The sequence below is a fragment of the Serinicoccus sp. JS2-9 genome, assembly GCF_059025165.1.
In genome coordinates this window covers 1,044,559-1,062,452 of record NZ_CM180091.1, presented here as the reverse complement: position 1 = coordinate 1,062,452, position 17,894 = coordinate 1,044,559, and the positions used below count along the sequence as shown (strand labels likewise).

Genomic DNA, 17,894 nt, shown 5'->3' with positions numbered 1-17,894 from the left:
CACCCATCGTTTCCCCTTGACGATGCGTCCACCCGGCGGCAGACTCGCCCCGGACGCTCAATGGACCAATGATGATCCATTGACGAGGAAGGGACGCACATGGCCAAGCGCAGGGTCGACTACCAGGACGTCGGCGAGGACTACCTCCAGCACCGGCAGCTCAAGAAGGGCGCTGCCGGGTGGGTGCTGCTCGCCGGGCTCGGCGTCAGCTACGTCATCTCCGGCGACTTCGCGGGGTGGAACTTCGGGCTCGACGAGGGCGGCTGGGGCGGGCTGCTCATCGCCACCGTGCTCATGGGCGTGATGTACACGTGCATGGTCTTCGGCCTGGCCGAGATGTCGTCGACGCTGCCGACCGCGGGTGCCGGCTACGGCTTCGCGCGGCGCGCGCTCGGCCCGCTCGGCGGCTACGCGACCGGCGTCGCCGTGCTCATCGAGTATGCCGTGGCGCCGGCGGCGATCGCCGTCTTCATCGGCGGCTACGTCGAGGCGCTGGGGCTCTTCGGGCTGACCAACGGGTGGCCGATCTATCTGGTCGCCTTCCTCATCTTCATCGGTCTGCACATCTGGGGCGTGGGCGAGGCGCTGAAGGTGATGTTCGCGATCACCGCTGTCGCGGTGCTCGCGCTCATCGCCACCGTCATCGGCCTCATCCCGCACTTCGACCCCGCCAACCTCACCGACATCGCGGTCACCGACGCCGCGGGCGCCAGCAGCCTGCTGCCCTTCGGCTTCGCCGGGGCGCTGGCTGCGCTGGTCTACGGCATCTGGTTCTTCCTCGCCGTCGAGGGCGTGCCGCTGGCCGCCGAGGAGACGGCCGACCCCAAGAAGGACATGCCCCGCGGCATCATCGTCGCGATGGGCGTGCTGCTCGTCTTCGCCGCGCTCATGCTGCTGCTCGTGCCCGGCTCGGCCGGCGCCGAGACGGTCCGCACCTCCGACAACCCGCTGCCCGAGGCGCTGCGCGCGGCCCGCGGCGAGGGCGACTGGATCGCCGGCTTCGTCAACTACGCCGGGCTGGCCGGGCTCGTCGCGAGCTTTTTCTCGATCATCTATGCCTACTCCCGCCAGCTCTTCGCGCTCTCCCGGGCGGGCTACCTGCCGCGCCTCCTGTCGCTGACCGGCTCGCGCAAGACGCCGTGGGTGGCGCTGGTCGTGCCCGGCACGATCGGCTTCCTGCTCGCGGCGATCACCCAGGACGGCGCGTTGCTCATCAACATCGCGGTCTTCGGTGCGACCGTGAGCTATGTGCTGCTCAACCTCTCGCACATCGTGCTGCGCCACCGCGAGCCCGACCTGGAGCGCGGCTACCGCACCCCGGGCGGGGTCGTGACGACCGGCATCGCGCTGGTCCTCAGCGTCGTGGCCGTCATCGCGACCTTCTTCGTCGACGAGCGGGCGGCCGGCATCACCGCGGCGGTCTTCGTGATCTTCGTCGCCTACTTCTGGTTCTACAGCCGCCACCACCTCGTCTCCACCGCACCCGAGGAAGAGTTCGACCAGCTCACCGAGGCCGAAGGAGGTCTGCGATGACCCACCCACGCAGCGACCGGATGCTCACCGTCGACCAGCTCCGCGCCGGAGTCGCCGACGAGTCGATCGAGACCGTCGTCGTCGCCTTCACCGACATGCAGGGGCGGCTGCAGGGGAAATACCTCCACGGCCCCTACTTCGTCGAGCACGCCCTCGGGCAGGGCGTCGAGGGCTGCAACTACCTGCTCGCCGTCGACACCGAGATGAACACCGTGGACGGCTACGCCATCTCCTCCTGGGAGTCCGGCTACGGCGACATGGAGTTCGAGCTCGACCTCGACACCATCCGCTGGGTGCCGTGGCTGGAGCGCACGGTCATGATCCAGTGCGACCTGGCGCTCACCGACGGCTCGCCCGTGCCGATGTCGCCGCGCGCGATGCTCACCTCGCAGGTCGAGCGGGCCGCCGAGCATGGATGGTCGGCGGTCGCCGGCACCGAGCTGGAGTTCGTCGTCTACCGCGACTCCTACGAGGAGGCCTGGAGCAAGGGGTATGCCGATCTGACGCCGGCGAACCAGTACAACGTCGACTACTCGATCATGGGCTCGGGGCGGGTCGAGCCGTTGCTCCGGCGCATCCGAACGGACATGTGGAAGGCCGGCATGATCGTCGAGTCGGCCAAGGGCGAGTGCAACTTCGGCCAGCACGAGATCGGCTTCCTCTTCGACGACGTCGTGACGACCTGCGACAACCACAGCGTCTACAAGACCGGTGCGAAGATGATCGCCGCCGAGCTGGGCCAGTCGCTGACCTTCATGGCCAAGCCCAACGACCGTGAGGGCAACTCCTGCCACATCCACCTGTCGTTGCGCGGGCTGGACGGCAGCACCGTCTTCTGGGAGGACGGCGAGCGCACGCCGATCTACGAGCAGTTCATCGCGGGCGTGCTCGCGACGCTGCGCGAGTTCACGCTGTTCTACGCCCCCAACATCAACTCCTACAAGCGCTTCGCGCTCGGCTCCTTCGCGCCCACGGCGGTCGCGTGGGGCATGGACAACCGCACCTGCTCGGTACGCCTCGTCGGTGAGGGAGCGGGCGCCCGGATGGAGAACCGCGTGCCCGGCGGCGACTGCAACCCCTATCTGGCGGTGGCCGCGATGATGGCCGGCGGCCTGCACGGGATCGAGCAGGAGCTCGAGCTGGAGCCGATGATGGAGGGCAGCGCCTACGACTCCGACGCACCGCTCGTGCCGCACACGCTACGCGAGGCCCGCGACCTCTTCGCCGCCTCCGAGGTGGCCAAGGAGGCCTTCGGCCAGGACGTCGTGGACCACTACGTCAACATGGCCGACGTCGAGATCACCGCCTTCGACGCCGCCGTGACCGACTGGGAGCTGAGGCGAGGGTTCGAGCGGCTGTGACGGAGAGGTCACCGCGGATCGGGCTGACCACCTACTACAAGGAGGCGGCCTGGGGAGTCTGGCGCCGGGAGGCGGCGATCGTCCCGGCGGTCTACGTGGACGCGGTCGCGGCGTCCGGGGGTATGCCGTTGCTGCTGCCGCCGGTCGGGGTGGACACCTCGGTCCTCGACGTGCTGGACGGACTGGTCCTCGTCGGCGGCGCCGATGTCGACGCGGCGCAGTATGCCGTCGCTCCCCACCCCAGCACCGCGCCGGAGCCGGTGCGGGATGCGCCGGAGCTCAGGCTCGCCCGGGCGGCGCTGGAGCGGCATACCCCCCTGCTGGCGATCTGCCGCGGCGTGCAGGTGCTCAACGTCGCCCTCGGCGGCACCCTGGAGCAGCACCTGCCGGACCGGCTGGGGCACACGGCATACCAGCCCAGCCCCGGTGTCTTCGGCGAGGTGAGGTTCACGACCGAGCCGGGCTCGCGGATCGCGGAGGTGCTGGGCGCCGAGGCGACGTCGCCGTGCTACCACCATCAGGGCGTCGGTGAGGTCGCCGACGGGCTCGTGGTGACCGCACGCTCGGCCGACGGCGTCATCCAGGCGCTGGAGCCGACCGATCCGCAGGCCTGGGCGATCGGTGTGCAGTTCCACCCCGAGGAGAACCCCGCCGACCGGCGGCTTTTCCACGCGCTGGTCCACCAGGCCGGAGCACGAGAGGAGAGATCGACCCCATGAGCAGCACCACCCCCAGCACCACCGACGTCCTCAACCCGGCCACCGAGGAGGTCATCACCTCCCTCGACCTGGCCGACGAGGCCGAGACCGACCGCGCGATCGAGGCCGCCCACCGCGCCTTCGAGAGCTGGCGCGAGGTCTCCCCCGCCGACCGCGCCCGGCTGCTGCGACGCTTCGCGGCGGTCGTCGACGACCACGTCGAGGAGCTGGCCCAGCTCGAGGTCCGCAATGCCGGGCACACGATCGGCAACGCGCGCTGGGAGGCGGGCAACGTCCGCGACGTCCTCGCCTACTACTCCGGCGCGCCCGAGCGCCCCGGTGGCGAGACGATCCCGGCCGACGGCGGAGTGGCGATGACTTTCGCCGAGCCGCTGGGTGTGGTCGGCGTCATCGTGCCGTGGAACTTCCCGATGCCGATCGCCGGGTGGGCGATCGGCCCGGCCCTGGCGGCGGGCAACACCGTCGTGCTCAAGCCGGCCGAGCTGACGCCGCTCACCGCGATCCGCCTGGGCGAGCTCGCGCTGGAGGCAGGGATTCCCGAGGGGGTGCTGCAGGTGCTGCCGGGCGAGGGCGCGGTCGTCGGCGAGCGCTTCGTCACCCACCCGCTGGTGCGCAAGGTGGTCTTCACCGGGTCCACGGCGGTCGGCAAGAAGGTCATGGCCGGGTGCGCCGCGCAGGTCAAGCGGGTGACGCTCGAGCTGGGCGGCAAGAACGCCAACATCGTCTTCGCCGACGCCGACCTCGACGCGGCGGCCGCGGCGGCGCCGGGCGGGGCCTTCGACAACGCGGGGCAGGACTGCTGCGCCCGCTCGCGGCTGCTCGTCCAGGCCGAGGTGCTCGACGCCTTCCTGGAGCGGCTCGAGCCGGCGGTGCGCGGCTTCGTCTGCGGTGACCCGAGCGACGACAGCAGCGGTATGGGGCCGCTCATCTCCGCAGGTCAACGCGAGGTGGTCGCGGGCTACGTCGCCGACGCGGATGTGCTCTTCGCCGGGGAGGCGCCGCAGGGAGCCGGCTTCTGGCACCCGCCGACGGTGCTCCAGACCCGCTCCGAACGTGACCCGGCCTTCACCAAGGAGATCTTCGGCCCGGTCATCTCGGTGCTCCCCTTCACCGACGAGGCGGACGCGCTGCGGATCGCCAACGACACCGCATACGGGCTGTCCGGGTCGATCTGGACCCGTGACGTGGGCCGGGCGATGCGGGTCGCCCGGCGGTTGGAGGCGGGCAACCTCGCCATCAACAGCCACAGCTCCGTGCGCTACAGCACACCGTTCGGCGGCTTCAAGCAGTCCGGGCTCGGGCGCGAGCTCGGCCCGCACGCGCTGGACGCCTTCACCGACACCAAGACCATCTTCGTCGCCACGGGCGAGTGAGCAGGAGGGAACGAGCCATGACCAGCACCCCGAGCACGGTGGACCTCACCCAGCGACTGGCCGGTCGCGTCGCCGTCGTCACCGGCGCGGCGAGCGGGATCGGCCTGGCCAGCGCCCGACGCCTCGCCGCAGAGGGCGCCACCGTGGTGCTCGCCGACATCTGTGACGAGGAGACCGGCGCAGGGCTGGCTGCCGAGCTGGACGGTCTCTTCGTCCAGACCGACGTCACCGACCGCGACCAGGTGGAGCGGCTCTTCGCCACGGCCAAGCAGACCTACGGAAGCGTCGACGTCGCCTTCAACAACGCCGGCATCTCGCCGCCGGAGGACGACTCGATCCTCACCACCGGGCTGGACGCCTGGCGGCGGGTGCAGGAGGTCAACCTCACCAGCGTCTACCTGTGCTGCAAGGCGGCGCTGCCGCACATGCTGGAGCAGGGTCGCGGCTCGATCATCAACACCGCGTCCTTCGTCGCGGTCATGGGGGCCGCGACGTCACAGATCGCCTACTCCGCCTCCAAGGGCGGCGTGTTGTCGATGACCCGGGAGCTGGGCGTGCAGTTCGCCCGGCGGGGCATCCGGGTCAACGCGCTGTGCCCGGGGCCGGTGGACACGCCGCTGCTCCAGGAGCTCTTCGCCTCTGACCCGGAGCGGGCCCAACGGCGCCTGGTGCACGTGCCGATGGGCCGCTTCGGGCGGCCGGAGGAGATGGCGGCGGCGGTGGCCTTCCTGGCCAGCGACGACAGCTCGTTCATGACCGCCAGCGAGTTCCTCGTCGACGGTGGCATCAGCTCGGCCTACGTCACGCCCCTGGACGCCTGAGCATCACCTTGTCGGCCATGGGTTGTGCCATGGCGCGAAGACCCATGGTCGAATTCGTAGGGTCAGCCCATGGCTGAAGGGCACGCGGTGCACGGCATGGCTCGCCGGGTGCGACAGCTCGTCGGACAGCCGGGTCGCTCCTCCGGGGAGCAGACCGACGCCTTCGACCCGGCGCAGGTGGACGGATGGGTCATCCGGGACGCCGAGGCCCACGGCAAGCACCTGCTCGTCCACCTCGGTCCGACCCATGGCGCCGCGGCATCTCCGGACACGTCTGGGCCCACCGACAACGGGCCGCAGGTAGCCGGCCACTTCCACCTCGGTATGCACGGCCGCGTCTCGGTGCGCCGGCACCGGCGGGCTCTCGGCCAGGACGGTCTGCCCCGGACGCATCCGCCCGTGCCGGCACACCTGGCTTGGCGCTTCCTCACCGGGTCGTTCCTGCTCGAGGTCACCCGGCCGACGATCTGCGAGCTGCTCGACGACGCCGGGGTGAGCGCGCTGCATACCCAGCTGGGGCCCGACCCGTTGCGCGCCGACGCCGACCCAGACCTCGCGGTGGCGCGTCTGCACCGGTCGCGGCGGGCGATCGGGCTGCTGCTGCTCGACCAGTCGGTGGTGTCGGGTATCGGCAACGTCTATCGCGCCGAGCTCCTCTGGCGGGCCCGCATCCACCCGCACTCCCCCGGCAGCTCTGTGCCCCTTGACGCCCTCGAGGCGCTGTGGCAAGACACCATCGACCTCATGAGCATCGGCCTCGGTGCCGGCTGGATCGTGACCCACCCGGAGCAGCTCGCCGCGGCCCGACACCTTCTCGTGCGCGGCGAGCCGGTGCCACGCTGGCCCAAGCGGTATGCCGTCTATCTGCGCCGCGGCCGCCCCTGCCCTCGCTGCGGCGCCGAGGTGGTTTCGCAGCGGATGGGCCTGCAGACCGCCTACTGGTGCCCGGGCTGCCAGGTGCGGCACGGCTGACTGCCTCGGCGAGCAAGCGAGATCTCCGGCTGAGGGAGCGGCGTCGAAGGCACGGTTGAGCAGGCCACGAAGCCGACGTCGTCACCACCAGCGCCCGACACACGCATACTGACCCTGCGACCACGTGTCGCACTGACCCGCCCCAGGAGGCCCCGTGCACCGTGATGTCGACGACGCCGATCCGGCCGCGCACGCCGGCTCGGCCACCACCTCCACGACGGTCGCCCAGCACGCCGCCGCCGAGCAGAGCGTCCGTTATGCCGACGGCTCCCTCTCCCCGGTCGACGTGGTCACCGACATCCAGCGGCTCGTCGACGACCGCGAGCCCCAGCTCAACGCCCTCTACGTCCGTGACGACGTCGAGCGCACGCGCGCGCAGGCCGAGGCATCCGCCGCCCGCTGGGAGCAGGGCCGCCCCCTCAGCCCGCTCGACGGCGTCACGGTCACCCTGAAGGAGAACCTCGCGCGCGCCGGCATACCCATGCCGCTCGGCTGCGCGGGCGTCACCCCCGAGACCCCCGAGGTCGACTCCCCCATCGCGCGCCGCTGCCGCGAAGCCGGCCTCATCATCCTCGGCTCCACCGTCATGCCCGACTGGGGCATGCTCTCCTCCGGCGTCTCGAGCCTGCACGGCCTCACCCGCTCCCCCCTGGACCCCGCCTGGACCACCGGCGGCTCCAGCTCGGGCGCGGGCGCGGCGGCCGCGGCCGGCTACGGTCCCCTCCACGTCGGCACCGACATCGGCGGCTCGATCCGCCTCCCCGGCACCTGGCTCGGTCTCGCCACGCTCAAGCCGAGCGCCGGGCGCATCCCGCTGCACGCGCCATACCTCGGCCGCGTCGCCGGGCCGATGGCGCGCACCGCCCGCGACTGTGCGCTGCTCATGTCGGTGCTCGCCGGCCCCGACCCCGTCGACTGGACCTCGCTGCCCGCCGAGCGGATCGACTGGACCAGTCTCGAGGTCGACGCATCCACGCTGCGGGTCGCGCTGTGGACCGAGGCTGGGTATGGCGTGGAGCCGGACCCCGAGATCGTCGCCGTCGTCGAGGCGCAGGCCGAGCGGCTGGCCGCCGCGGGGGCACGCGTCGAGCGGATCGCGCCCTGGCTCACCCAAGACCTGCTCGACGGTGTCGACCGCTTCTGGCAGGCGCGGAGCTGGGCCGACTTCTCGCGGCTCGACCCGCAGGCGCAGCAGCGGGTGCACCCCTACATCGCCGAGTGGGTGCGGCGCGCCCGCGACCTGACGGGTATGCAGGTCATGGACGCCTATCACGCGTTCGCCCAGGTGCAGGCCCGGACCCGCGCCGCCTGGCAGGACGCCAGTGACCCCGACCTGCTGCTCTCGCCCGTCGCCCCGTGCGCCGCGTTCGCCGCCGAGCAGCCGATGCCCTACCCCGACGAGGGCCGCGGCCTGCACCACATCAACTTCACGCTGCCGTGGAACCTCACCGGCCAGCCGGCCGGCACGGTCGACGCCGGACGCACCTCCGACGGCCGCCCCATCGGGGTGCAGGTGGTGGGGCGGCCGTTCGCAGACCGGGAGACGCTGGCGCACCTACACCGGCTGCAGCAATTCCGCGACTCCTCAGGACGAAGAGGGTGAGAGCTCTTTCACTCCACGTCGGGCTGCATCCTGCAATCCCTTGAGGCTTACCTCCAGATCCACAGCGAGGAGCGCGGCCCACGGCAGAGAAAGCATCCCTCTGCCCCTCGCCGCCAGGAGCACAAGTGACCACCACACCAACATGGCGAGGCCGAGGACCCACCGGGCCACTGCTCCGAGCTCTTGGTCTAGAGCGAAAAATGCGAAGGGGAAGCCAGCGAGAAGGCATGCAATCCACAGCAAAGCAACTCCGATGCCCCGGTTCTCAGTCAGGATGAGTCCCCAAGCGAATCCAAGCAGCGCCCACTCCACCACCGAGAGAAGGAGGAGCACCAGCCCAGCACCAGCCCGAGGTAGATACCCCAGCGGAGGTCCAAGCCGACAGAGCCGGTGTGCAGACACTGAGCCGGTTCGCATACGGCTCGCGAGATCGAGTAACCGAGCAAGTAGGCCAGAGCAGGCGTCAGGACGGCCACAGCGGCGGCCTTCCATATCCTTCGCGGCCCGCGACTGGCGGGCAAACGCTCGCCTAGACGCTTGAGCGCCAGCTCTAGGTTCCTCGCACTCGCCATCACCAAGGCAACTTCCAAACGCGAGTTCGTCCTATCGGTCAGCGTCACGGAGATTCCGACACAGACGCATGCCAGCACGACACACACGACCATATCTAACGGACGACCCAGGCTGGCCACCCGGGAGATCGCGAGGACGACAGCCGCAACCGTGAGAAACGCGCAGGTGAGAGACAACATGTTCAACCAGGCTCTCCACCGCAGCTCACCGGGCAGATCCCGATGCCCCTCCGGAGGTGAAGACGTGGCTGACGCGATGGCCAATGCGACGACAGCCCCGAGGATGCCGAGATTCCACGCCGCGACCTGAGTGGACGTGGCTCCCAGATCCCTCGCTGCTTCCAGCGCACTCAAGGGGATCTGTATCTGCCCCGCTACGAGTCCGATGTTCCACACCACCGTCATGACCCAGATCAACCCGTAGCCGAGTAGACCTGCGACCACCAACCATGCCGTCGAAACAAGGAGCTTTCCCTGCCGACGACGTTCGGTCTGCTGCACTTTGGACACGTCATAGTCCGCGTCCACCGCCGAGGCCTTCTGTGGGTCACGCTCAACCACTCGCGCGGCGCTGGTCCGCTCGACGACGTTGCGCCGCCGCATGCGTCGGCGAAGACCCCTGCTAGCCATTCGTTTCTGCATCGTCCCTCCCAGTTCGTCCGAGGCGGCCAAGACTGCCTCGAACCCCTGACAGACCCGGCGTCGCGGCATTCCTCTTCACCCGCCCGAGGGCCGTCGCCGGTCACTCCTGCTCGCCCGCGTCGCCGCAGCCCTTCGAAGCGGGAGCCGCACGTCCCCAGTTCCCGCTGGTCGTCAATAGAGGCTTCACGAGCCATCTTGTTCCAGGAACTTCGATCGGATCGGGCCGCGTCAGTAGGAGAGCACCCGCAGACCAGGCATGCGGGAAAAATGTGCCTGATCCGCCGTGAGCAGGGGCGCCCCGGCGTTGAGCGCGGTGCAGCCGATGAGCAGATCCATGGTCGCCACCGGGGTGCCGGCACGGCTCAGCGTCGCGTGCACCGCGGCATAGGTGTCAGCGAGATGAGCATCGGGGAGCACCACCGGCAGATCCCCACAGACGCGCATCACGCGGCGCCGCTCCTCGACCGGATCGCCATGCAGCTCAGCACCGACGAGCAGCTCAGACAGGACGAAGACGCTCAGGCCGAGTTGCTCGGACCGGTGCTCCGCGAGCCAGGCGCGAGCCGGGCCCTCACGCCCACGCCGGGACTCGCGGATGGCGTCGACCAGAAAGGTCGTGTCGAGGTGGATCACCAGCGCGGGACCCGCACCGGGTGCTCTTTCCGTTCCTCGACCACGGCCTCGACCGCCTCGAGGGTCTCCTCACTGACAGTCGTGTCGTCCAGCGCCGCCAGCAAGTCACCCGCGGTCGACCCTGCTGCAGGGAGGTACTTCTTGATGACCTGCGAGAACGAGTCGCCATCTTTGAGGCGGCTGAGGCGCTCATAGGCATCCAGATCGATGGTGATTGTCTTGACAGCCATGCACTTAGCGTACACGGATCAGCGCCAGGCGTCATGACGCGTCCTCGGTCACCGCCACCCTCGGGAGCGCCAGCATCGCGAGCGCCGCCAGGAGATAGGTCGCGACCTGCCACGGCATCACCCGGGCCAGAGCCTGCCCGAAGGCCTCCCCGGCCTGCGCCTGCCCCACCCCGGCGTCACCCAGGGCGGCGAAGAAGATCGTGCCGAGGACCGCGACGCCCACGGCACCGCCGATCTGGTTGACGGTCGACAGCACCCCTCCGGCTGACCCGGCCTGGCGCCCTGGCACACCTGAGAGCACCACGTTGACCAGGATGGGAGCCGCCAGCCCGAGGCCGAGACCCCCGAGGAAGAGCGCACCGGCGAGCGCCCAGTAGCCCGGGGTGCCGCCGTCGCTGACCAGCACCCACAGCAGCGCCTGCGACGCGGCCAGCGTGAGCGACCCGGTCACCAGCAGCGCTCGCCCGGCCTTCCCGGCGAGCGCCACGCCCGCCCCGGAGGTGAGCAGCGAGCCCACGGCATGCGGCAGGATCACCAGCCCCGTCTCCCAGGCGGAGCGGCCGGTCCCGGTCTGCAGATAGATCGACAGGACGAGGAAGAACGACGCCAGGCCGCCGAAGAAGAACACCCTAGGCGACGAGCCCGGCCACGAACGGCCGCACCGACAGCAGCGCCGGGTCCAGGACCGGCTCCCCGCCGCGCCGCGAGACGGCGCGCTCGTAGGCGACGAAGCCCACGAGGACGACCAGGCCGGCCGCGTGCACGGCCCAGCCCCACCACGGCCACCCCCAGTCGCGACCCTGCACCAGCGGCAGCAGCACGAGCAGCACCCCCGCCGCCGCCAGGACCGCTCCCAGCACGTCGAGCCGCGCTCGCCGCGGCTCCGCCGACTCCGGCAGGACCCGCGCGCCGACCACCAGCGCGACCACCGCCACCGGGATGTTGATCCAGAAGATCATCCGCCATCCGGTGCCCCACAGGTCTCCATCCACGAGCGCGCCGCCGAGCAGCGGTCCGGCGACCGACGCCATACCTTGGACCGCGCCGAACGCCCCGAACGCCTTGGCCAGGTCGGCCGGGGCGAAGGAGGAGCGGATGATCCCGAAGACCTGCGGCACCATGAAGCCGGCGGCGAGTCACTGCAGTGCGCGCAGCGCGATCAGGGCTCCGGCGGTGGGCGCGAGCGCGCACGCCGCGGAGGCGAGGCCGAAGAGCGCCAGCGAGGTGAGGAAGGTCCGGCGCCGCCCATAGGCGTCGCCGACGCGACCGCCGGTGATGAGGCCGGAGCCGAGGGCGAGGGTGTATGCCGCGAGCATCCACTGCAGCTGCGCCTGGCTCGCTCCTAGGTGGGCGGCGATGTCGGGCGCCGCGATGGTGACGATCGTGACGTCGAGCAGGTCCATGAAGACGGCGGACAGGACGACGACGAGGGCGAGGACGGCAGCGCGTCCGGTCACCTGAGGTGGGTCGGTCGAGGCGTCGTCGGCAGGCGTGCCGGTGGGGTCGTCGGAGCGGGTCGGGGTCTCTGGTGTCGATCTCATGAACCGCACGCTGTCAGGGGTAGCGGCCACGGAATGGCCGCTTCTCCTGGCATCCTCGGAGTCATGGCCGAGACGTCCGCACGGATCCTGCGCCTGCTGTCCCTGCTCGAGGCGCGCGTGGAGTGGGCCGGGCCCGAGCTCGCCGACCGACTCGGGGTGTCAGCACGGACGCTGCGGCGCGACGTCGACACCCTCCGGGAGCTCGGCTATCCGGTCGAGCCGATCAAGGGGCCGGGCGGCGGCTATCGGCTCGGCGCGGGCGGCAAGCTGCCGCCGCTGGTGCTGGACGACGACCAGGCCGTCGCCATCGCGCTCGCCCTGCAGACCGCCCCGGCCACGGTCACCGGGATCGACGACGCCGTGCGGCGCGCGCTCACCACCGTGCGCCAGGTGATGCCGGCGCGGCTGCGCGCCGCGAGCGAGGCCTTCGAGGTGACCAGCCTGCGCAACTACTGGGAGTTCGCCGCGCCACCGGTCGACGTCGCGACCCTGCGCGCGGTCGGCGCTGCCGTGCGGACGTGCCGGGTCCTCCGGTTCGACTACGCGGGGCCGGAGGGACGCGTCGCGGCACCGGGCGAGCCCGACTTCGAGCCCCCACGCGAGGCCGAGCCGCACCGGCTCGTCGTGTGGGCCGGCCGGTGGTATCTCCTCGCCCGCGATCGCCCGGATCGCAGCTGGGCCACCTATCGCGTCGACCGCGTCCGACCGAAGTCGCACCTCGGCGACACCTTCGCCCCGCAGCCACTCACCGACGACGACGTCTCCCGGCTCGTGGTGCAGAACCCCGACCGCGGAGACACCTCCGACCAGTGGCCCTGCGTCGGGTCAGCGACGCTCCCGCTGCCCGCCGACGTCGTCGCCCGCTGGGCGCCCGGCGGGTGGGTCGTCACCCCGCTCGGCCCGGATCGATCCAGTATGGCGATCGGTGCCTGGTCGTGGGCCGGCGTCGCCGGGCTCTTCCTCACCTTCGACACCGCGCTCGCCGACGTCGAGCCGCAGGAGTTGCGCGACGCCTTCGCGACGATCCGAGGTCGACTGAGCACCAGCGCCGGGCGAGCGGCCGACGGGGCACTTTGTGGCGGCAAGCCCGTCAACGACCTGCCCCTCCGCGCGACGTTCCACGACGGCAGCCTCAACAGCGTCGAGGGTGCCTTCACTGACGGTCACGGCATGACTCTCAGCATCCGCTCCATGCGGTCGTGGCGTTGCCCGAACATCGACCGCATCTGCGGCAGCAGCACCTTGCGGTCCACCGTCAGGCCCCACCGCGACCGGAACCTCACGGTGTCGGTGTAGCGGCAGCCGTCCTCGCGAGGCGCGCACGTGTGGGTGTGGTGGAACCAGCGGAACATCCCGCGGATCTGCATGTCACTGAACTCACGACCCTCGTCCCAGGAGTCGATGAAGGCGGTCCAACGGATGGGGATCACACCCTTGAAGGACCAGCGGAAGTCATACGTGCCGCCCAGCTCGCCGTGCTCGGTGGACGTCCACAGCACACGGATCGGGTCGGGCATGATCGCGGGGAAGGAGTCCCGTTGCAGGCGGAACCGGAAGACGTCCTCGGGCGCCCGGCGGAGGATCACGCTGCGTTGCATCGTCACGACCTCGTCGGGAGGGGTGAGGGTGCTGCCGCCGCTCAGCGGCCCCACCCCCGCATAGGCTCGAGCCGCTTCCGCTTGATTCGCCGATGCCAGACGCGCTGGTGTCATGGTGATTCCCCTTCGGCACGCCAAGTCCCTGCCCAGCGCGCATCGCAGAGCCAGGATGGTCCTGGCGATAGATGTGTGGATCCGTCGTGGATCGGGCGCCGCTCCCTGCGAGCGCGCGCCATTGCCCCTGTGTGGTGATGGCCCATCCCCTGGGCCGTGTACCCCATACCTTGATCGTCGTGTGGGCCCCGCCGATTTCCCCGGCTCGTGCCCCCTAGACATTCGACGCTAGCAACGCTTTCCGCGCCGACCAAATCTGGCGGGGGTGACATGCCCCACACAGCGGCAGGCGCGCGAAGCGCCGCGTCGGCGCTGACACACTGGAGCCCGTGGGAGTCCGCATCACCGCCCGGGGAGCCGTCGTCGCGACGGCGCTTCTCGCGGCCACCGCCCTCACGGTATGCAGCACCCTCGCCTGGCGCTTCGTCGCGCACCCCACGATCGACGCACGGTCCGAAGTCGACGCGGTCTACGTGCTCGGCCCGGTCGAGACCCGGATCGACGAGGCGCTCGCGGTCATGGACTCCGGGGTCGCACCGCTCCTGCTCGCCACCACCTCCGTCAACCAGGCGACCGGCGAGGCCTACGCCACCGAGCACTGCGGCCTCCTCACCGACACCTACACCGTCGAGTGCCTCGTCCCCGACCCCTACACCACCCAGGGCGAGGCCAGCCTGCTGGCCCGCGAGGTGCAGGACCGCGGCTGGGACCGCGTTGCCGTCCTCACCAGCACCCCGCACGCCGCCCGCGCCCGCCTGCTGATGGAGCGTTGCGTCGACGCCGAGGTGCTCGTCTGGGACTACCCCCGGGAACTGTCGACCCGCAGCTGGGTCCAGGCCGCGATCTATCAGACCGGCGGCTGGGTCAAGGCACAGCTGCAGCGCGACTGCTGAGCGCCGCCGCGGCACCGAAGCGCCGACCGGGTCAGGGGTTGCTCTGTAGCCACCACTCCACCACCGTGTCCGGGGCCAATGGCTGCACCCACTCCGCCGGGAGGTATGCCGCCTCCCTCGACCCCCCGAGCAGGCGCGCCTGCGCCTCCACCCGGGTCAGGCAGACCCGCACCCCGCTCGCCGACACCCCCTCGGGCACCAGCTCGCGCTCGGCCCCGCCTACGTCGTGCGGGTGCGGCTCCCACGGCAGGCGGGCGACCGCCTCGGGTCGGGTGAGCCACAACGACGCCCGGGCCCGGGCCAGCACCCGCGCGGGAGGATGGCCCGGGTGCACGCGAGGGTCCGCAGAGACCGAGAGCCCGGACGGCACCCATACCCCGACGTCCCCCAGCCGCAGCAGCGACTCGAGCACCACCTGCACCTGCCCGGGCGCCCACGACACCGAGTCGCGCGGGAGCACGGCGACGACGTCGGGCTGCTCGTGCCACAGGCCCCGGCCGCGGACGAGCGGGTGGGGCAGACGCTCGGCCAGGCGGGCGGTCTCGGAGTTCTTGACCTCCGCCAGCCGCGCCCGGTCGCTCGCGCCGGCCTCCTCCCGGCCGACCAGGTCGGGCCCGTCGTGCCAGGCCACCGCCGTCGGCTCGTGCCGCAGCCGGGCACCGGCCAGCCAGGCGCGCCAGGCGAGGTCCCAGTCCTCCCCGCCGTAGCCGGTGAGCGTGGCGTCGTAGCCACCCACGGCCTCGACCACGGTGCGCGAGACCGCGGTGACCGCCCCGATGAGGAACCGGAACGACCCGTCGTCGGCGCCGCGGAGCTCGTCGCTGGCGGCGAGGGCCTGCCGCAGCCACGCCGGCTCCGGGTGCAGCTCGACCGGCGGCCACGGCACGTCGACCGGTCGGCCACTGCCGCTGAGGTCGGCGTGCCGCCGTCGCCCGACGGCCAGGGTCGGCTCGGCCAGGCAGGCGGCCTGCAGGGTCGCGACGTAGTCGTCCTCGGGCGCGGTGTCGCCGTCGAGGAAGACCAGCACCCGCCCGCACGCGTGGGCGGCGCCGAGGTTGCGGGCCGCCGCCAGCCGGAAGCCGTCGTCGCGCTGGCGCACCAACGTGACCGGGACCGAGCGCTCTCCCACCACTGGGGGCTCCGGCGAGCCGTCGTCGGCCACCACGACCTCGAGCCCGCCCTCGACGCCTCGCTGGGCCTCCAGCCGCGCCAGGATCAGGGCGAGCATCGGCTGGTCGCGGTAGTAGGGGATGACGACCGACACCGCGGGCCGGTCGGCGACCTCACCGAGCCGGCGGCCGGCCTCCTGCGGCGCTGGACCGAGCTCGACCTCCGGCGCCAGCCAGGTGCCCGCAGGATCTCGCAGCGCCTGCGCCACAGCGCCCGCCAGCGAGCCCGGCTCGACCAGGTGCAGCGCGCCGGGCAGGCGGGCCGCCATCTCCTCGGTGTAGCGCGAGCGCACGACCAGCGGCCGACGCCCCGCGGAGAGCCAGGTCGCGATCGACCCGGAGGCGGACACGTGCTGATGACCGGCGACAGGCACGGCGGCCGCGGCGAGGAGTCCGGGCAGCTCGTCGTCAGGCACCCACCCGGTCGTGCTCCACGACAGGCCGGCCGCGTGCGCCCGGGCGCCGAGCTCGTCCACCAGGTCGTCGTGCCCCGGTGAGGCCCGACCCAGGTTGCGCACCTGCACCGTCGGCCCACCCTCGGGCAGATCGGCGACAGCGGCGGCGGTGGCGTCGATCACCTGCTCCAGGCCCTTGCCGGGGTAGACGTAGCCCAGCGTGACGACGTCGGCCGTCCTCGGCCCCGACTGCCCCTCAGCTCGCGTCCCCAGCTCGGCCCGGGACACCGCCTCCACCACCGGCAGCGGTATGACGTGGGTCCGGCGGTCCACCGCCGCGGCGACCGTCTCGCCCCGAGCATGGCGCACGGCCGCCCGCAGCAGCAGCCGCTCGTGCCCGCTGGCGACGACGACACCGTCACCGTCGGCGGCAAGCGCGGCATAGAGCTCGCTGCGCTCCCGTCGCCACCGGCCGTCGCTGGCCTGGGGCAGGTCGTGCAGGACCACGGTGACCCTGGCCGCCATGCGCGTCGCCCGCTGCCACACGGCGAGCGCGGCGTCGGGCCGGTCGGCCAGCAGCCGGTCGGTCACCTGCACCACGACGACCCGGCCGGCCAGCACCCCACCGTCGAGGTCGGCGAAGGACGGCACCCACAGCAGCTCGGCCTCCCCCGGGTGCACCAGCAGCCCGTGCCGGACCACCCCGTGCTGCTCCGGCCCGACGACGACGTGCAGCAGCGTCACGGCGACCAGCCGAGGGTCCGCAGCCGCTCGCCCTTCTTCTCCACCCCCACCTCGACCACCCGGGGGTGGGCGGCGTAGAACTCGCGGTGCGCCTCCCCCACCTCCTCGTCCGACACGTCGTCGCCACCGACCCGCCAGCCGGCGCGCTCCTCGCCCTCCAGGCCCAGGGTGTCCAGCACCTCCGGCCGCAACGGGCTGATCACCGACGACAGCAGCACCCTCCCCGGGTCGCTCACCGCCGCCGGGTCACCGACCTCGAAGCGCTCCAGCACCCGCCGCCCGAGGCCGAGCAGCACCTCGTTGCCCGGGTGGTCGACGGTCCACCCGGCCGCCGCCCCGGCCTGCTCCGCGAGGTCGCTGACCGGCAGCAGGTCGTCCTTGCGCTCGCGCCGGCGCAGCTCGGCGAGCGACGCCTCGGCCACCTTCCGCACACCCTCCGCCGGCAGCTCCCAGGGCCCGGTCCAGCCTGCAGCCTCGCCCAGCCTGCGCACGTCGTGGTAGGGAAGCATGGGCGGGTCCTCGACGCCGTCGTCCTCGTGCCGGACCAGCACCTGCCACGGATAGAGCACCTCGAAGAAGTAGTTGCCCACCCGGGCGACCTTCGCCTCGTCCGCCAGCCGGGCGCAGACCTGGGCGGTGCCGAGCGGCATACCGCGGTAGTCGTCGCCGATCATCTGCACGACCAGCAGGTCGACCCGGTCGAGCAGCCGGTGCAGGTGCGGCAGGTCGTCGGGCTCGAGCTCGTGCACCGGCGGCATCCGGACGCCGGCGACGGCTCCGGAGGTCTCCAGCACCACCCGCAGCGCCTCGGCCTGGCAGTTGCCGTAGACCGCCAGCACCGGGCGGCCGTCCTCGGGCAGCGGCTCGAGCCCGTAGAACAGGCCGTAGTGCCGCCGGCGCCCCTCGTCGTCACTCATCCCAGATCCTCCGTCCTGGCGTCCACGCGACGCCCATCCAGCACCGCGGCATAGACCACAGCAT

Annotated in this window: 15 protein-coding genes and 1 pseudogene; 9 read left to right on the top strand and 7 right to left on the bottom strand. The window is 71.6% G+C overall.

Features of this window, described 5'->3' with window-relative positions:
- The first annotated feature begins 99 nt into the window (after positions 1-99).
- The 7 genes from eat (at position 100) to AC5PYY_RS05240 (ending at position 8,382) form a co-directional block, all read left to right on the top strand.
- The gene (gene eat, locus AC5PYY_RS05270) at positions 100-1,533 is read left to right on the top strand and encodes an ethanolamine permease (RefSeq protein ID WP_493898744.1); all 1,434 of its coding nucleotides are present in this window, start codon (positions 100-102) and stop codon (positions 1,531-1,533) included.
- A complete protein-coding gene (locus AC5PYY_RS05265; RefSeq protein WP_493898743.1) occupies positions 1,530-2,894 on the top strand; it encodes a glutamine synthetase family protein in 1,365 nt (454 codons plus the stop codon). Before eat ends, AC5PYY_RS05265 begins: the two co-directional genes overlap by 4 nt.
- Positions 2,891-3,613, top strand: a complete 723-nt coding sequence (locus AC5PYY_RS05260) for a gamma-glutamyl-gamma-aminobutyrate hydrolase family protein (protein ID WP_493898742.1) — start codon at positions 2,891-2,893, stop codon at positions 3,611-3,613. Before AC5PYY_RS05265 ends, AC5PYY_RS05260 begins: the two co-directional genes overlap by 4 nt.
- The gene (locus AC5PYY_RS05255) at positions 3,610-4,986 is read left to right on the top strand and encodes an aldehyde dehydrogenase family protein (protein ID WP_493898741.1); all 1,377 of its coding nucleotides are present in this window, start codon (positions 3,610-3,612) and stop codon (positions 4,984-4,986) included. Before AC5PYY_RS05260 ends, AC5PYY_RS05255 begins: the two co-directional genes overlap by 4 nt.
- A 17-nt stretch (positions 4,987-5,003) precedes the next feature.
- A complete protein-coding gene (locus AC5PYY_RS05250; protein ID WP_493898740.1) occupies positions 5,004-5,807 on the top strand; it encodes a 3-oxoacyl-ACP reductase in 804 nt (267 codons plus the stop codon).
- 69 nt (positions 5,808-5,876) lie between these two features.
- The gene (locus tag AC5PYY_RS05245) at positions 5,877-6,779 is read left to right on the top strand and encodes an Fpg/Nei family DNA glycosylase (protein ID WP_493898739.1); all 903 of its coding nucleotides are present in this window, start codon (positions 5,877-5,879) and stop codon (positions 6,777-6,779) included.
- Between the two features lie 154 nt (positions 6,780-6,933).
- On the top strand, positions 6,934-8,382 hold the full coding sequence (locus AC5PYY_RS05240; protein ID WP_493898738.1) for an amidase: 1,449 nt from the start codon (positions 6,934-6,936) through the stop codon (positions 8,380-8,382).
- Here AC5PYY_RS05240 and AC5PYY_RS05235 read toward each other — a convergent pair.
- The 5 genes and pseudogenes from AC5PYY_RS05235 to AC5PYY_RS05215 all read right to left on the bottom strand — a co-directional run bounded on the left by AC5PYY_RS05235 (position 8,365) and on the right by AC5PYY_RS05215 (position 11,862).
- Positions 8,365-8,715, bottom strand: coding sequence for a hypothetical protein (locus tag AC5PYY_RS05235; RefSeq protein WP_493898737.1), 351 nt, complete (start codon positions 8,713-8,715; stop codon positions 8,365-8,367). The two genes, AC5PYY_RS05240 and AC5PYY_RS05235, sit on opposite strands and share 18 nt — an antisense overlap.
- 1,109 nt (positions 8,716-9,824) lie before the next feature.
- Positions 9,825-10,229: a type II toxin-antitoxin system VapC family toxin gene (locus tag AC5PYY_RS05230; RefSeq protein WP_493898736.1), complete on the bottom strand. Its 405-nt coding sequence runs from the start codon at positions 10,227-10,229 to the stop codon at positions 9,825-9,827.
- The gene (locus tag AC5PYY_RS05225; protein WP_493898735.1) at positions 10,226-10,459 is read right to left on the bottom strand and encodes an antitoxin VapB family protein; all 234 of its coding nucleotides are present in this window, start codon (positions 10,457-10,459) and stop codon (positions 10,226-10,228) included. The genes AC5PYY_RS05230 and AC5PYY_RS05225 overlap by 4 nt, the downstream gene beginning before the upstream one ends.
- Before the next feature lie 31 nt (positions 10,460-10,490).
- Complete coding sequence (locus tag AC5PYY_RS05220) at positions 10,491-11,087, bottom strand: MFS transporter (protein WP_493898734.1); 597 nt, start codon at positions 11,085-11,087, stop codon at positions 10,491-10,493.
- A gap of 1 nt (position 11,088) precedes the next feature.
- Positions 11,089-11,862: pseudogene (locus tag AC5PYY_RS05215) on the bottom strand (MFS transporter).
- Between the two features lie 201 nt (positions 11,863-12,063).
- Between AC5PYY_RS05215 and AC5PYY_RS05210 the strand changes: the two are divergent.
- Entirely contained in the window at positions 12,064-13,296 is a 1,233-nt protein-coding gene (locus tag AC5PYY_RS05210; RefSeq protein WP_493898733.1) for a helix-turn-helix transcriptional regulator, read from the top strand.
- A 745-nt stretch (positions 13,297-14,041) separates the two neighbouring features.
- Complete coding sequence (locus AC5PYY_RS05205; protein WP_493898732.1) at positions 14,042-14,605, top strand: hypothetical protein; 564 nt, start codon at positions 14,042-14,044, stop codon at positions 14,603-14,605.
- Between the two features lie 31 nt (positions 14,606-14,636).
- Here the strand turns inward: AC5PYY_RS05205 and AC5PYY_RS05200 are convergent, their stop codons facing one another.
- On the bottom strand, positions 14,637-16,913 hold the full coding sequence (locus AC5PYY_RS05200; RefSeq protein ID WP_493898731.1) for a glycosyltransferase: 2,277 nt from the start codon (positions 16,911-16,913) through the stop codon (positions 14,637-14,639).
- Complete coding sequence (locus AC5PYY_RS05195; RefSeq protein ID WP_493898730.1) at positions 16,910-17,830, bottom strand: WcbI family polysaccharide biosynthesis putative acetyltransferase; 921 nt, start codon at positions 17,828-17,830, stop codon at positions 16,910-16,912. The genes AC5PYY_RS05200 and AC5PYY_RS05195 overlap by 4 nt, the downstream gene beginning before the upstream one ends.
- Between the last annotated feature and the right edge of the window lie 64 nt (positions 17,831-17,894).